Annotated in this window: 13 protein-coding genes and 5 pseudogenes; 6 read left to right on the plus strand and 12 right to left on the minus strand. The window is 37.9% G+C overall.

Annotated features, from left to right (window positions below; genetic code table 11):
- Positions 1-745: 745 nt before the first annotated feature.
- The gene (locus ACF8OF_RS16160; RefSeq protein WP_392497138.1) at positions 746-1,687 is read right to left on the minus strand and encodes a heparin lyase I family protein; all 942 of its coding nucleotides are present in this window, start codon (positions 1,685-1,687) and stop codon (positions 746-748) included.
- 729 nt (positions 1,688-2,416) lie between these two features.
- Here ACF8OF_RS16160 and ACF8OF_RS16165 point away from each other — a divergent pair.
- Positions 2,417-3,451, plus strand: a complete 1,035-nt coding sequence (locus tag ACF8OF_RS16165; RefSeq protein WP_392497139.1) for a phosphatidylinositol-specific phospholipase C — start codon at positions 2,417-2,419, stop codon at positions 3,449-3,451.
- 228 nt (positions 3,452-3,679) lie between these two features.
- On the opposite strand, the gene ACF8OF_RS16170 is transcribed toward ACF8OF_RS16165, so the two are convergent.
- The 3 genes and pseudogenes from ACF8OF_RS16170 to chaA all read right to left on the minus strand — a co-directional run bounded on the left by ACF8OF_RS16170 (position 3,680) and on the right by chaA (position 6,425).
- The gene (locus ACF8OF_RS16170; RefSeq protein ID WP_392497140.1) at positions 3,680-4,453 is read right to left on the minus strand and encodes an N-acetylmuramoyl-L-alanine amidase; all 774 of its coding nucleotides are present in this window, start codon (positions 4,451-4,453) and stop codon (positions 3,680-3,682) included.
- 259 nt (positions 4,454-4,712) lie between these two features.
- Positions 4,713-4,844 (minus strand): annotated as a pseudogene (locus ACF8OF_RS16175) (NADP-dependent isocitrate dehydrogenase); the annotation flags it as partial.
- Positions 4,845-5,313: 469 nt separating this feature from the next.
- Positions 5,314-6,425 (minus strand): annotated as a pseudogene (gene chaA, locus ACF8OF_RS16180) (sodium-potassium/proton antiporter ChaA).
- A 314-nt stretch (positions 6,426-6,739) separates the two neighbouring features.
- Here chaA and ACF8OF_RS16185 point away from each other — a divergent pair.
- Positions 6,740-7,384 carry a YoaK family protein gene (locus ACF8OF_RS16185; RefSeq protein ID WP_392497141.1) on the plus strand — a complete coding sequence of 215 codons (645 nt, stop codon included), beginning with the start codon at positions 6,740-6,742 and terminating at the stop codon, positions 7,382-7,384.
- Between the two features lie 277 nt (positions 7,385-7,661).
- Here the strand turns inward: ACF8OF_RS16185 and ACF8OF_RS16190 are convergent, their stop codons facing one another.
- From ACF8OF_RS16190 to ACF8OF_RS16225, 8 genes and pseudogenes are all read right to left on the minus strand, one after another.
- The gene (locus ACF8OF_RS16190; RefSeq protein ID WP_262861708.1) at positions 7,662-8,177 is read right to left on the minus strand and encodes a lipocalin family protein; all 516 of its coding nucleotides are present in this window, start codon (positions 8,175-8,177) and stop codon (positions 7,662-7,664) included.
- Positions 8,178-8,550: 373 nt separating this feature from the next.
- Positions 8,551-8,823 (minus strand): helix-turn-helix domain-containing protein, encoded by a 273-nt coding sequence (locus tag ACF8OF_RS16195; protein WP_029991618.1) that lies wholly within the window; start codon positions 8,821-8,823, stop codon positions 8,551-8,553.
- Between the two features lie 446 nt (positions 8,824-9,269).
- The gene (locus ACF8OF_RS16200) at positions 9,270-9,647 is read right to left on the minus strand and encodes a hypothetical protein (RefSeq protein WP_392497142.1); all 378 of its coding nucleotides are present in this window, start codon (positions 9,645-9,647) and stop codon (positions 9,270-9,272) included.
- Between the two features lie 47 nt (positions 9,648-9,694).
- Positions 9,695-9,898: pseudogene (locus ACF8OF_RS16205) on the minus strand (glycoside hydrolase family protein); the annotation flags it as partial.
- Positions 9,891-10,081, minus strand: a pseudogene (locus tag ACF8OF_RS16210) (phage holin family protein). The pseudogenes ACF8OF_RS16210 and ACF8OF_RS16205, both read right to left, overlap by 8 nt.
- Positions 10,082-10,261: 180 nt before the next feature.
- Positions 10,262-10,639 carry a hypothetical protein gene (locus ACF8OF_RS16215; protein WP_392497143.1) on the minus strand — a complete coding sequence of 126 codons (378 nt, stop codon included), beginning with the start codon at positions 10,637-10,639 and terminating at the stop codon, positions 10,262-10,264.
- Between the two features lie 623 nt (positions 10,640-11,262).
- Positions 11,263-12,087, minus strand: coding sequence for a hypothetical protein (locus ACF8OF_RS16220; protein ID WP_392497144.1), 825 nt, complete (start codon positions 12,085-12,087; stop codon positions 11,263-11,265).
- 162 nt (positions 12,088-12,249) lie between these two features.
- Entirely contained in the window at positions 12,250-12,591 is a 342-nt protein-coding gene (locus ACF8OF_RS16225; protein WP_392497145.1) for an antitermination protein, read from the minus strand.
- A gap of 74 nt (positions 12,592-12,665) precedes the next feature.
- Here ACF8OF_RS16225 and ACF8OF_RS16230 point away from each other — a divergent pair, with 74 nt between their 5' ends.
- From ACF8OF_RS16230 to ACF8OF_RS16245, 4 genes and pseudogenes are all read left to right on the plus strand, one after another.
- Entirely contained in the window at positions 12,666-13,115 is a 450-nt protein-coding gene (locus tag ACF8OF_RS16230) for an HD family hydrolase (RefSeq protein ID WP_392497146.1), read from the plus strand.
- Between the two features lie 326 nt (positions 13,116-13,441).
- The gene (locus ACF8OF_RS16235; protein ID WP_392497147.1) at positions 13,442-13,876 is read left to right on the plus strand and encodes a 3'-5' exonuclease; all 435 of its coding nucleotides are present in this window, start codon (positions 13,442-13,444) and stop codon (positions 13,874-13,876) included.
- A 37-nt stretch (positions 13,877-13,913) separates the two neighbouring features.
- Positions 13,914-14,159 carry an excisionase gene (locus ACF8OF_RS16240; RefSeq protein ID WP_392497360.1) on the plus strand — a complete coding sequence of 82 codons (246 nt, stop codon included), beginning with the start codon at positions 13,914-13,916 and terminating at the stop codon, positions 14,157-14,159.
- Positions 14,140-15,267: pseudogene (locus tag ACF8OF_RS16245) on the plus strand (site-specific integrase). Before ACF8OF_RS16240 ends, ACF8OF_RS16245 begins: the two are co-directional and overlap by 20 nt.
- Positions 15,268-15,304: the final 37 nt, after the last annotated feature.

Genomic DNA, 15,304 nt, shown 5'->3' on the forward strand with positions numbered 1-15,304 from the left:
TTACTTAATACCATCATTGAAATAATGATTAGCAGTGTGAGCCACCCGCACTATACTCAAAGCACAGGCCTTTTACATCCCTGTTATAATTAATGACACAGGAGTTAAATATTGATGCAAACATGAAAATAAACGTGAGTTTTATTTTTATTACCACGCCGGCTAAGGATCGTTATTTTAATGCTTTCTGATTCAATCACTGTTACAATGACAATACCATTTAAATATCGCCATATCGACCTTGTTTTTTTAATGTGGATTACGATTATTTAACCCATGTTAATTTATAATATTTTTACGTCTTTTTACTCATTACCTGACGCTTTCTCGTAAATTGAGAAAGTGAGGAACACTCACGCGATTGATTTTCTCTTTAGAAAAAATATACCTGCAAATACGTTTCAATGGGGATTGTTGCACCAGCTATTATCCCGTGGTGCCCTCGATGGTATGGCTCAACACCGCTAAACGATGTCAACGTCAGCTATCTGCCTGTATCAATCGATTATTTAATGTGGAGACTGTTTTTGCCTGAAACATCCAATACGTTTTGAGAAAAAAACACGCTAATTTATTATTTGCAACAAGCCCGTGATAATGGACTCGCATTTATCCTGCCCGGCTCGCAATCAAGAGAGCCGGGCTAACATTAACAGCACTCAAACTCAAAAAATCGTTTTAATCGCGGTTCATAATAAATGTAAATTGTTTTCCATATCATAAGTCAATACATTTTTTAAATTAATTATGTTTTATTTACCTTATTATGCCGAACCTTAGGGTTGAAAAAACGATGAGTCTCTTTAACATTGTCAAATAAAAGTGCCGTATTTTTTACTCCTTCCTTATCTTTTTGCTGAGGAACATAAATACCAAACTTGCTATAATGGTTTCTGGAATTATGCGCACCAAATGAAACAGTTGTCTCAAACGTGTTTTTTCCATTGATGGCCACCTGAATACCCGGGTGATTTCTGTTCCAGACAATCCTGACTTTGAATTTATACCATTCCTGAGGGCAGCTAAGCGTTGCTATTTTTTTTCTTAATACATTTCCATTTTCCGAGTTAATTGCAATATATATTTCTTTTTCATTCTTTAAATGAAGAGATACCGGAGGCCGTCCCCGACCACGGGTCTTCATATCACCGCCACACTCTTTTACCTGAAAAAAAATTACATTATGTGCTGCATAGCCTGCTCTCATTTGAAATTCATACATAGAATCAGTGTTCATACTCAAATTATTTCTATGCGCAAGCTCGACTCTGAAATTACCTTTTTTTTTGGGAAGGTTAAAACGTAAAACGTGTTCATCTTTTTTTCCAACCCAGGTGCCATTCTCAAAAGAAAGGTATCTTTCATCTATAGTTTTTTCTATTTCTTTCTGTCCGGATGGACCTAATTTAGTATACGTTTCCGTATTGATGCTTATATTGTATTTTTTTAAAGATTTTACATTGTTTTTAAAGGACGTTTTTATACTTTCCAGTTTCCGTCCACGGCCATAAGAGATAGGGTCATATAACGTGTCCATATGAGAAACTGTTACGCAATGAGCGTTAGTATTTCGAACACTTTTTATCTCCCGGATGATGTTATTAAGGTGCGGAGAGGCAGTATCTGCAGTATGTATTGGCGGATTTAAAGCCTGGGGTAAAGAATAATTACTCAAGACTGGTAACATTATTTCTCCTTATCATGATAAATCGTGTCATGTGTAATTTTTTTATGATTAAATATCTAATCACGAGCTGTTTTAATACTATTAAATACACTCAAAAATGCATTAAGTATCCCCATGAATAACAACTTACAACAGAGAATACTATAAATTCCGATTTTGTAACGTTAGGGTATACCCTTAAATGTAAGGTACTGTTGTATTGACAATAGATATACATCAAGGTACCGGGGCTTGTTGAAAATAATAAATTAGCGTGTTTTTTACTCAAAACGTATTGGGTGTTTCACACAAAAATAGTCTCCACTCAATTTTTGCAACAAGTGTAGTGGTTTAATAAATTTGGCCACCTGAACAGAGGTGATATGCTCATCTCAGAACAACACAGGGGCTTCCGGATGGGGCGATGGCTTGCCGGACGTCAGATACCGAAAAAACGCTAAAACCGTGGTCAGTTTTAGTTGACCACTACAATCTAATGCCTAAGCATAATAGGATACGTATAAGTTAACATGTAAATAAATAGCTTTGGTGATTATTCATATCCATAATTAATATAAACACAATAATTAAATATACTGCATTGTTTTATATTATTTTTAAACTGCACAATCCTTTTTTATAGTTAAATATTTTTACATAAACACTATAATTAGCACGATATAACCCTCATTACAGGTTGTGCAATTTGTATTATCAAAATATCCATTCTCACATTAAGGGCTCAAGAAAATGTTTAAGATATTTTTCTATTTTCTGGTATTGTCTTTTTGCTCAACTAGTTATGCGCATTGGGATTCTGCATATTATAGAAAAGCTACTGATGGATTCACTGACAAATCAAAGTGGATGAGCACAATCAGGGATGATGTACTACTTTCTGAGATAGCAATTCCGGGTACACATGATAGCGCTGCTTACAAAGGTTTCGTAGACAGTGTTGCGACTCAAACACTCAACTTCGACCAACAACTAAAATATGGTATCCGTATGTTTGACATACGTATCAGGCATACAAGTGATAGGTTTGCTTTGCATCATGGTGTTGTTTTTCTGGATGTCATGTTTGGTGATTTTTTAAATTCTGCAGATAAATTCCTTTCAACCAATCCATCTGAAACAGTTATCTTTAGATTAAAAGAAGAGATGCGACCAAATAACAATAACACGCGCTCTATGATTGACACTCTTAAGCATTATATCTCTTTACATAAGGATAAATATATAAATCTAAAATCATTAAATACCAAATTAAAAGAGGTGAGAGGTAAGTTTATCATACTAGGTGATGGGGGGGATTTCCGGGACTATGGTGTGCCCTATTGGTCAGCAAATATCCAAGACGAATATCGCCTCAAAACCAATTGGGATTTATATTCAAAATGGGAGCATGTAAAAAGACAATTAGATATAGCAAATTACGGAAGCCCCAACATGACATATATTAACTATCTAAGTGGTTCTGGCGGATCATTTCCTTACTTTGTTGCCAGCGGGCATTCGTCCCCGGGCACCAAGGCACCAAGGCTTTCAACGGGGCTTACAACACCAGGATGGAAGCATAGCTACCCAGATTTTCCAAGGATAAATTGCTTTATAGGGATTTGCACAATAGCCTTTGAAGGAACCAATATTTTGACCAGAGATAAAATTAAGCAATACAACAATCAAGGCATTAACAGGACGGTTGGTATTATTATTTCTGATTTCCCGGGGGAATCTTTAATTAAAAGCATCATAGATAACAATAAAAACCTTCTGAATTAATTTAATTGCGTAAGGCTAATTTATTAACCCTTACGCATATTTAATTTAAGATGTTCTCTAACTTGTTAACTAATCATTATTAATATTAATCACATTGTGTGCGTTTGAATTCAGTCATTATCACGTTCTCCGTATTTAAGTCAGGAACGTGTCAACTCTATTCAGGACGGGTCACAGGTATAAAAAGGCCTCGAGATTGCGAAGCCTGTTCAATTAATTATTTAAAAATTAAGGAAAGTATTTATCGACTAATGCGTAGATAATTGCAGCCGTTTCAAGATCCATATAACCATCATAAATAGAAGGCCTAAAGTGAAGCTGAAATGCACGAATCAGCATTTTGTAACCATTATCCGTTGTTGCACCTGATATATCGTAACCGTATTTATTCAGTTTACCTAAAATATCTTGCTTTGACGGCATTCCCTGAGTCGAACTACATTTTTTTGTATAAAAAACTTTAGTCTCCTCATCATACCAGGCACCCACTCCGGCTTCGTACAATCTCTGCCATGGAAATGCTGATCCGGGATCACTTTTACGCCCAACAGCTATATCTGAATGCCCCACAATATTTGTTGGTGACATATCAGGGTATCGGGAGATAATATTCAGAGCCAGTTGTTTGACGGCTTCAATTTGCTCATCATTATAAGGCGGAAAGCTGAATTGACCATTGTTGTCACTCGCTTCATTGACAATCTCAATACCGATCGAGGTATCATTTATATTTGTTCTGTCGGCCCAGGTGCTTATTCCTGCATGCCACGCTCTGTCATTTTCATCAACAAGATTAAATACTCTCATGTCATTAAAACCGGCATCTTTGTATGTTTTATCCGTTGGGTCAGGAACCAAATAATGCGCACTTGCCTGACTGTAACCCGATAGCGCGTTAACTGAATCTTTGAAATTTAACGCTGTGTAATGCATAACTAAGAACCGAACGCGACGATTGAAGGCCTCAACAGAACGATAAGCGTTGTAATCAATTTTTATCATACAGATCACCATATATTGTAGGTTTGGTAAGAAAGTAAAGTGAAATCAAATTAAGTAATAGCAACTATTTGAAATTAGTAAAGCTAAACCAATTCAACATGAGGCGCATCAATGAACCGGAGAGCATTGGGGAAGAGTTTTGGGGATGTTTTGGGGAAGATTTTCAGTGGTTAAAAAAACAACGGGAACTAATTACCCCCCGTTAACTATTTCACTGTAAACTTAATTATATGTGTTTGATGATTGCGTCACCAAACTCTCAGCATTTCAGGAGTTTAGCATCTTCCATCAGGCGTTCGAAATCGTAAGTCACAGTCTTGGCAGCGATTGCCCCTTCCATTCCTTTAACGATTAAGTCAGCGGCTTCAAACCAGCCCATGTGGCGCAGCAGTAGATTTACATCAATCGCATAACCATCTGATTTAAATCATAAAATAGTTTCCAGATTATTACCTGGTATAAATGATTATTCTTTTTTCAACTAATTGATTAATTTACATTTTGTTTTGGTTTTGATAACCAGCAATTCCACAAAAACACTAAATGACTCCTGTGGAAATTACATATCCTTCTAACGATTAATACTTTACAATAATTCATTGTCTTAATGGTACTCCGCTACTTTCACCACATATAGCTGGTTAGTTTTCAATGTGTCCTCATAAGATAGTATTTATATTTTATGCTCACACCCTCGATCTCCAGTTAGATTCTGGGATAACGCAGCTATAATTGGTGTACATGTGTTTTTATTCAATATTTCAAATTTAGCTATGTTAGTAGATACTACGTATAAGATTGAATTACACTAAAAGCAACGCTGCTGATTCTAAGATAAGGGACAATAATCAATGTCATGATTATAATGAAAGAGTGACCAGATAGCCGACAAAGATAGCTAATAACGAAGCACCATTCAGTACGTTTGTTCGGCCTGATGAAAATGAAATATGACTCAGTAATAATGCCGTACTTAGTATCATAATATGGGGAACATCCAAACCAAAAATAATGGTTTGGCCTGTAATTAGGGAAATAATTGCCACTACTGGTACTGTTAAAGATATTGTAGCAAGTACTGATCCAAAAAATATATTCATAGCTCGTTGTACTTGATTCAAAAGCACCGCTTTAATAGCACCAACACCCTCTGGTGATAAAATAAGGAGTGCGATTAAAAATCCGGTTATCTGTTTTGGTGCATTAAGAACCGTTAATAATGATTCCAGCGTGATAGCATTCATTTTAGTTACAGTGATAACGGCAATTAGGTGAATAACCAACCATATCCCATGTCTGGTAGTACTGTACTTGGATGTAATATCATGTTGGGAGGCGTTATCCATATCATCTTCATATTCATATTCATAAATAAATAAATAAATAAATAAATCTTTATGAGTATATGTTTGAATAACCAGAAAAACACCATACATTATAGCTGAAACTGCTGCAAAAATTATTACCTGAACTACTGAGAAATTTTCTTCTGGCAATGTAGAAGGGAAAACAAGAACAAGCATTGCTAATGGGATGATAGCTATCAAATATTGTTTTATTCCAACCAAATTGACATATTGAGTTGCAAACCGATAACCTCCCAGTAAGAGAGAAATCCCTACTAAACCTGTTATTACAATCATGATCACTGAATATAGCGTATCACGCATCAATTCTGGTGCAGCTCCTCCAGTTGCCATTAATGCGGAGATCAAACTTACTTCCAAAATAACTACTGATAAACTTAATACCAATGATCCATAGGGCTCACCTAGCCGATGAGCCAGAACATCTGCATGTCGAACAACACTAAACGCACTGAATAAAATAGCAATTAAGGAAATTATATTAACCAAAACAATAACTAATAAGTCATTTGTCTTTCCAAAAAAAATAAAATAACAATAGCTAAAAACGAGAATATCAATGATGTTTCTTTATGACGCGATTTTTTTCGTTTCATTACATTCATAAAAATCCCTCAATTGCACATAGTTTTATTTCTTTTAAAAATAATACAATTTAAGTTCATATACAACTAAATAGAGGCTTCACACGACAAATCATTAGAAAAATTAATAAATCTTTATCTTTCGATGCCATCTGCTACATTAGAAAGGATTTTTATGGAAAATTCCGGATTGCAATTTGAATAAATTATTTATTAGTGCTATTTTATTTGTTAGAATATTAATTAGAAGTGAAACCATTTAATATTCTGATACAACATTTAAAAATTAAATATAAATCACCTCGATAATAAAAAACAACTTAGGATATTTGAATATGGCAAACCAAAATAAAATCTCTTTTTACGCTTTACTATCATGTATTGGAGGATTTACTGATGCCAGTTCATTTATTCTTTTAAAAACATTTACAGGGCATCTAACTGGTAATAGTATACTTAGTTTAATTTATCTTACAACATTTAATTGGTCCATGTTAAATACTACATTAGTATCAATATTTGGGTTTTTATTAGGCACAATATTCGGCTATAAATTTCGATTAAAAAATGAAGACCAAAAATCACAGGCTTATATTTTATTATTTATTTTATGCATAATAACATTAGTATTCTCCATTTATTTTTTATTTAATGAGGTTTATAATAACTATATACTTATTATTGCAATAAGTTTATCGATGGGAATACAGAATGGTAATTTTTCAAATCTTAATAATACTGGGATACATACAACATATATCACTGGAATGTCTACTAATTTAATTGGGGCATTATTAAAATCACCACAATGTAATAATGAAAAAAAAACCTACTTATGTCTTATTGCATCTTTTATTTTGGGAGGTATTTTAGGTAGCATCTTATCAATTAACTTTGGCTATGTGGGTTTTTCATTCGTTATCGTCATTATCATTACAGCTATTTTATTTAGTTTTCACTTACAAAAAAACCATAACTAACATGAGATTAATGAATTCAAACAACTCACTGAATATATTAAAATTTAATTTTTCATTTAAGTAAAAATCATGACATGGTTATTTAAATAATGATAAAGAAATTAAATTTACCAGTGGCTGTCTTTGCGCAGCCTCGTTTGCGGCAGGCGCGGGGGATACGTAATGGCATAGATTTCCCCAATAAAAAACCCGCCGAAGCGGGTTGTTGTGCTTTATTTTCTGAAATATTTAATATTCAGTCCATTCCGTATCCCGGGGAATAAACCGGAATATAATCTTATTGAAATATAAGTATTTTTTCTCTGTCAAAACCATGTTCACCAGCAAAGCTGAGATACTCATTTAACAGCTCTGTCGGCATAGCTGGCGTACGTGATAATACCCACAGATAATCTTTATCGGGGCCAACAACCAGTGAGTACTGATAGTTATCATCAAGCTTAATAATATTGTAACCTCCATAGAAAGGCCCGAAGAAAGATACCTTTAACGCCCCTGTATCGGTTGAGTTAACAAAATAGGCCTTTCCGGTACTCTCTTTCCATTTATTGTTACTCGCATCCCAGCCCCTGTTGATAACCTTCACACCACCATCATCACGAAGAGAATAGTTAGCTGTAACTTTGCTTAAGCCATTTTCAAAACGATTGTCTATCCTGGCAATTTCATACCAATCACCTAAGTAATGAGATAAATCAAAAGGTTTAACTGGAGTTATATCTTTGGGCACTTTGACACTGCATCCATTAAGCAGAAACATGCCCAAAAACATAAAAATTGACTTTATCTGCATCATAACCTCATCAAGTCATTAACCAATGAGATACTTTCGCATAAAAAATGTATTTGTGCGATCTATTTGATGTTCCACAGTAGTCATGATCGTCATCTCAATATCAGTGATACACCAGAGGAACAGCAGAAAATTTCCGGCAGATAAAGTAATGTCTTTCCCGTCTGATATTACAGTGTTTATCATGACACTACCGACATAACCTATTTTTATACAGCTATATTTTCGTACACGGAGAGATACTTTTGTACAAACTAAAACCAGCTCACAATATGTTAAGCTGGCTTTTTGGTGTATTGCTAATGCTTAAATAAGAATGATATTCATTATTTTTTAGTAATAAATAACATTTATGATTATATTTTTTTGATTATTAGACTACTAAAGGATCCATATATACAAAGGAGCTTTTTACTGATTCAGTATAATCATTCTGAGTTTCAGGAAACAGATATTCATAAGATACATGAAATATATTTATTATCTTAAATACAACATTGACATCTATTTTATTAACACCTCGTTCATACCTTGACAACTGTTGCTGTGACACTCCCAGCATTTTAGCTAACATCTTTGTAGTCAAGCCATTACAGTGTCTTAAATCGCGGATGTTCTGCCCTACAATAAAATTAATATCTTTCATTATGAACCTCCTAATAAACATATATTAAGAGTAAAGCATAATATGCTGACTGACAAACCAAGCAATCAACAAAAAATAGACGATTAAGAATAATTACCCTAAAAACAAACATACACATCGCAAAAAATCCAAAAATATAATTTAATGACTACCAAAAAGATTAATTAACCCCATCGACCTTAATTACAAACCTAAAACTAAGTAATTATACTTGTTTATGTTTCGTTTAATTTTTAGCAGGTATATTCGATTGGAGGAGTCGCAGGTATCCCTTCTATTAATCATTTTCCCGGCAATAGCCGGGCTATTTTTTTATCCTCTCCGCTTCTATCTCTCGTATTGCCTTCTTACCGTGATTACAATTGGCAATGTATTTCATAGCATAAGCCAGCAGCTCAACTGCACCACCGAACGTCAGATCATCCGGTATATCTACCTGCTCACAATCAGCGGTCAGTTGTGGCGGAATTGGCACCACCGGCGCGGGAACGTATTCCGTCTGCGTACTTCCGCAGCTCACTGACAGCATCAGCGGGAACAGGAGTAACAGCGCATTCACTATCCTTAAATACTGTTTTGATAACAGTCTTAACGTTGACATGCTCTGTGTCCCCAACCTGCTTGGCTTTAATGTTGTCAAGTGCTGCGCGGTGTCTGATGGCAACGGCTGAAAGCGTGATGATATTTATCGTCCGCTGTGCTGATAGCTGTCCGGACAACATTGTGTTATTCGCCTTCAGCTGCTGGTTATCTCGGTAGGTGTCATATACCCACCAGGCGGCAACAAAAAACAGCGCGGCAATTACCGCCTCTTTCCAGTTCATGGCGTTTCACACTCATAGTGGATCACACCGTCCAGCGGGTTACCCGGCAGCGCCTTACACTCAGCATCCGTATACAGCTTACCGGGCTGAATATCGCTGCCGGTATGACCGTAACATACGGTAAGAACTCCGGCCACATCACGGTAAGGTTTGTACTCAACACCCTCATATGCGGGGATCAGCACCAACGCACCAGCAATCGCACTGGCGGTACAGGCAGCCATGACTTTTTTAAATAATCGGTTATTCATTATGTGCCCCGGCTTTCAGCTGAAATTCTTTGCGCTTGTAATACCAGTTCACCGCGAACGTCCCGATAGTGCAGACAATCCCGATGAGTACAGCCCACTGATCCAGAGACAGGGCCCCAATGCAGCAGTAAAGACACCCCACGCATATGCCGCAGGGCTGGAATATTTATCGGACATACGCATACCCCCCTGCGGCATTGTTCTGGTAATCCCACCAGCTGCGGGAAGGCAATAAAAAGAGCACTGTGTCCGAATACGGATTAGGTAATGAGCCTGTCGTATTCCAATGCTCTTATTGTTGCAGGCGATAAAAAAGGCCGCCGGAGCGACCTGTTTATGACCCGATTAAATATACCGGAATGTTTAACTTTTCTTCTCTTTGAAATAATACCCGATGATAAAGCCGAGCGATGTTTCGAGAGTACCAATAATTACTGACAACACTTTATCCAGCTCAAGAAGCCTGACCGACCCAACTGTATCAGAAAGCCCCTGAGAATTTAAGGCTGTTATCCATTCAACCGCATGACTGTTATACCAAAAAACGAATAAAAAACACCCGACAATAAGCGCAAAGAATCCCCAATGAAAATGAAATGTCAGAGAGTTTCTCGCCTTATCTTCCTGTGCTGTTTTATCTCTGACCTCAATTTCTCTGACAGCAACGGTATCATTGTTTTCTCTGATATTTTTATTTGCTGTGGATATGAGATTTTTCCAGTTACTTTCTATCTCTGTCATTATCACGATACCCCTAGCTGTTCGACGTGTTGCCTATTTTTTTAATTGCTGTTTCGTAATGTTTCAACAATGATGAGGAGTACTCATTAACATGATTTACACCAGTCAATGCAGTTTCAGTGTATTTATGGATGTTACACCAGCAATCAATATCTACGGTGTAACACCTACACATCAGCCAGAATAGTCATATCGTCATTCTGTGCTTGCTCTTTCCTCATAATAAGGGTCCGAGCACAAAGACAAATTTGTCGTGTAGTATTGGGTGAAAAGGTTAGTTGACGGACACCTTTCATAACCATTCGAGGTTAGATAAAAACTCATCCCCCATGAAATGGGAAAGGATAAAAATATCCATAACGCTATAATTACCCCACTTATTTTATACGTTGATTTTATTTTTTCTTTTTTAAAAAAATGCAAATACATCCCTCTTAGCGATATATCAATACATAAATAAGTAATCATTGGCATAACTAAGCATATAACAACACCATAAGACATCTCTAAGATGTCTTTTTTAGATATGACTTTATAAATAGAATTAATACTAAGAAAGAAAGGGTATAGAACTACCATACCGACAACTAACATAGCAACACCTAACATTATTATTTTTTTCATTAACGGTTGCCTTTCCAATACCGTTCGAATTCAGGTATATTTTGCGCATCTCTTAGTTTTTGTGTTAATTTTTCTGTTACTTTGTACTTTTCATCTAAAATATTAAATGTATAAGCCAAACCAAAACCTATACCAAAAACAACTAATGCAACTATTACTGGAGGGGCTGCGCTTACAAATGCGATCATGCCGGTGCCAACTCCCCAACCAACAAACGAAGCAACCCCTAATTTAGCCATATCCATTGTGATATCACCAACAAAATTGTATAAGTCATAATCATTCTGAAATATAAGTTGTAACACCCTAAACCCGACTGCGGCGATAAAGGTATAGCGCATACCATCAATGGTTGCGGCATTCAGCCCGCGCTGACCAATACCCATACCGATTAATTTACCGTTATTCGCAAGATAATGAGTAGCATTCAACCTGTGGCGTAATCCGGCATAACCGCTGAGTTTGATCATAACGCTGCCGTTGGCCGCAACATATTCAGTTGCAGTAATGCCAAATTTAAAATTAAACTCACGTAATAACTCTGCTACATAAGAAGCTTCGCGGATATTACCGATATAAGAACTAACAAAGGAATACGCATCACGGCTATAAGATATGCCGTTATTTCTCAATTCATCCAGAACAATCCTGGCTTCTGGCGGGGTCAGCAAAACAATTACACGTTCATTGTCCCGCAACTGTTTTTCCAATCCGATAGCATCAAAGAACTCGTGCTGAGGCCGAAGCTCATTGATTTTGGCTTTTCCGCTCAGAATATCACCGAGATAGCCGCTCATTGTTGGATCATATTTTTTATCGCTCATGTACTCCCTCACATCAGACAAAAATACAGCACCGACATCACTTCGATACTTAAGTTAAATTGCAATATTCCATAATCCCTATGAAAGCGCAAGCTCGTTTGAATTGCATATCCTGAATTTGTTTACGGCGCTTTCAATTGAGCGCCGGTCATAATTAAACTGTCAACGCGTTAACTGTTCAAACCATGATTCAGCATGGCTTTCCTCAATGTGACATTTCCCCGTCAGACCTTCGTAAAACAGTTTCCAGTTTCTGCGCCATGTTCTTTCGTTTAAATCCGCTACCAGATACTTTATCGCCAGATAAGCTACTGAAGACGGGACGCGCTTATACCCTCGGCCTGAGCATTTCGGGCAGTCTTTTAATACCGGCGCACCCTGTAATTCACTCGGCTCCTCATCATATACCTTACCCCGGCCTTTGCAGCAGCACCGGTGGGTTAGATACCTTGCATAACCGCTGGTGGACTTATTTTTGTGAATTATAAAAAAAGAAATAACCATTATTCCAGCACCAGGGAATTAATTACTTATAAAAAGTAACGGCTTTTTATTATCTAAATTGTGTGGAGAGATAAATGTCATATACAGCAACCAGTACCGGAAAACATATTGATTTCGTCAATATCACTCCGGATCAGATTTGTATTGAAGATATCGCGCGTGGCCTGTCGAATGAATGCCGGTTTGCGGGGCAACTGGAGAGTTTCTATTCCGTGGCTCAGCACTCTGTATACGTCAGCCAGATTGTGCCGCTGAAAGCCATGCTGCCGGATTACAAGGCTGTGGAAAAACGCATTGAAGCGGTTATCCGTGAGAAGTTCGGCCTGCCGCCGATAATTACAGTTGGTGTTCACTATGCCGATCTGGTCATGCTGGCGACCGAAAAGCGTGACTTTGAAATAGACCCACGAAGCCAATGGCCGATGCTGGATTCAGTACCGCCACATGATGACATCATTATCCAGCCACTGACACCACCGCAGGCATATCACCAGTTTATGGCGCGATTCGAGATAATTACGTAAAGAAAATAGGTCAAACTACCAACAAAGAAGCTAAACCTGCCAGTGATAGAATCGCGGCTAAGATTGATAATGAGCTTACGACACGCAATATGTTCATGAAATTAACTAAATGATTACGCATAATCAACATTACCTATATTAAGTGTTTTTTTACTTAATACATTGGTCAGAATTAATACTCAAATAAAGAATGAAACAATTTACACACCAGGAAACACAAAGAAAATTAGTGTAATAATTAATTTCCAAGATAGGTAACAATACTTGTTTTGAAGAATTTAAAAGGATAAGGATAGTGAATAAATTCAAACAACTGATGATTGGCCTTGAAACTATGGGGCAACAAGCCTGATTCCGCTATCGTGGCTATTGCTGCTGTGCCGTTCGACATGATTTCCGGTGTAACTGATGATGCGCTTTTTTATGAAGTGATCAACCTTCGCAGCAGCGAAAAATACGGCGGTAGTATCGACGCTGATACGGTGCTGTGGTGGCTGGGTAAAAGTAAAAATGCCAGGGGAAAAATTACCAACAGCACAAAAATGATTGATCTGCCTGTTGCCCTGACCAGACTTAATTCGTTTGCCTTTGAGTTCTGTGAAGAACGCGTGCAGGTATGGGGTAACGGAAGTAATTTCGATAATGTAATCCTGCGTACTGCATACGAAAACTGTGAGATAAATCCATTCTGGAGGCACTGGAATGACCGGGATGTGCGCACCATTGTCGAACGTGGTCGCAATCCACCAGCATTTATTTAAAAACCTCTAATCGTATACGGCGATGTGTGGAGAGAAGATTATGCAAATGTTAACTCTGGAGGAATGGGCGGGAGAACGGTACAGAAGCCGTCCGCCTAAATTGGGGACATTGCAGCGTTATGCCCGTGGCGGCCTGTTTTTACCTCCGGCACAGAAAGAGGGTGGTATTTGGCGCGTGAGAGAAGATGCCGAGCTTGTCGGCAATTTAACATCACCGGTTACCAATGGAAGCGATAACCCCAAACTGCTGAGGATTTTAAACGATGGCTGCCAGACCACGTAAAAATAACGTCAATATCCCGAACCTGTATCCGCTTTTCAACAGAAAAGCCAACAAGGTTTACTGGCGCTACAAACACCCTGTCACCGGGACTTTTCATGCTCTCGGTGACGATGAAAAAGAAGCAAAAGCAATCGCGGTAGAAGCCAATCTGCGGCTTGCTGAACAGCGAAGCCGTCAGGTAATGGCGATAAGTGATCGTGTTGCACGAATCAAAGGTAAGGAAATTACAGTAAATACCTGGCTGGATAGATACCAAAAAATTCAGTCTGAACGCCTGGCCGACGGAGACATAAAGCCAAATACCTTTAAGCAAAAACAAAAACCTGTTGCTCTGATGCGTCACGCCCTGTCACAGAAATCATTACCAGCGGTCGATGCCAGAGATATTGCCGATATTCTTGAGCAATATAAAACCAGCGGACAACACAGGATGGCGCAAGTTATCAGGTCAGTACTTATCGACGTATTTAAAGAAGCGCAGCACGCCGGGGAGGTGCCGCCCGGATATAACCCTGCCCTTGCCACAAAACAGCCACGGCGGCGGATCACCAGGCAGTGCCTTAATCTGGAAGAATGGCAGAAAATCTATGATATCGCCTGCCGGGATCACAAGTACCTCGGAAATGCCATGCTACTCGCCGTTGTTACCAGTCAGCGCCCCGGTGACATATCAGAAATGAAATTCAGTGATATATGGGATGAACACCTGCACATTTCACAGGAAAAAACCTGAGCGAAATTAGCTATTCCACTTTCTTTGCGGTGCAATGCATTAAATATCAGTCTGCGGGAAGTTATTGCCAAATGCCGGGATTTATATGTCAGTAAATATCTTATTCACTACACCAAAAGTACATCTCAATCACAACCCGGCGAACAAGTTACAGCAAACACCCTGACCACCAATTTTAAAAAAGCCAGGAATAAAGCAGATATTGACTGGGGAGAAGGAACACCGGCGACATTTCATGAAATGCGATCATTATCCGAGCGTTTATATCGGGAGCAGGGAATTAATACCAAAAACTTACTGGGCCACAAAAGCCAGCAACAGACCGATAAATACCATGATGATCGCGGCAAAGATTGGATAAAAGTAGTGGTGTAAATCGTACAGATTTTGGCTGGTTTTGATAAAGTTTTGA

Source organism: Morganella sp. TYF_1, assembly GCF_043105645.1.
Classification (GTDB): Bacteria; Pseudomonadota; Gammaproteobacteria; order Enterobacterales; family Enterobacteriaceae; genus Morganella; species Morganella morganii_B.

Excerpts from the sequence above, each read along its gene's own strand:
- ACF8OF_RS16185 (WP_392497141.1), top strand. The coding sequence starts at position 6,740 with ATGGCAAACCAAAATAAAATCTCTTTTTACGCTTTACTATCATGTATT.
- ACF8OF_RS16220 (WP_392497144.1), bottom strand. The coding sequence starts at position 12,087 with ATGAGCGATAAAAAATATGATCCAACAATGAGCGGCTATCTCGGTGAT.
- ACF8OF_RS16160 (WP_392497138.1), bottom strand. The coding sequence starts at position 1,687 with ATGTTACCAGTCTTGAGTAATTATTCTTTACCCCAGGCTTTAAATCCG.
- ACF8OF_RS16230 (WP_392497146.1), top strand. The coding sequence starts at position 12,666 with ATGTCATATACAGCAACCAGTACCGGAAAACATATTGATTTCGTCAAT.
- ACF8OF_RS16225 (WP_392497145.1), bottom strand. The coding sequence starts at position 12,591 with ATGGTTATTTCTTTTTTTATAATTCACAAAAATAAGTCCACCAGCGGT.
- ACF8OF_RS16170 (WP_392497140.1), bottom strand. The coding sequence starts at position 4,453 with ATGATAAAAATTGATTACAACGCTTATCGTTCTGTTGAGGCCTTCAAT.
- ACF8OF_RS16200 (WP_392497142.1), bottom strand. The coding sequence starts at position 9,647 with ATGAACTGGAAAGAGGCGGTAATTGCCGCGCTGTTTTTTGTTGCCGCC.
- ACF8OF_RS16165 (WP_392497139.1), top strand. The coding sequence starts at position 2,417 with ATGTTTAAGATATTTTTCTATTTTCTGGTATTGTCTTTTTGCTCAACT.
- ACF8OF_RS16190 (WP_262861708.1), bottom strand. The coding sequence starts at position 8,177 with ATGCAGATAAAGTCAATTTTTATGTTTTTGGGCATGTTTCTGCTTAAT.
- ACF8OF_RS16195 (WP_029991618.1), bottom strand. The coding sequence starts at position 8,823 with ATGAAAGATATTAATTTTATTGTAGGGCAGAACATCCGCGATTTAAGA.
- ACF8OF_RS16215 (WP_392497143.1), bottom strand. The coding sequence starts at position 10,639 with ATGACAGAGATAGAAAGTAACTGGAAAAATCTCATATCCACAGCAAAT.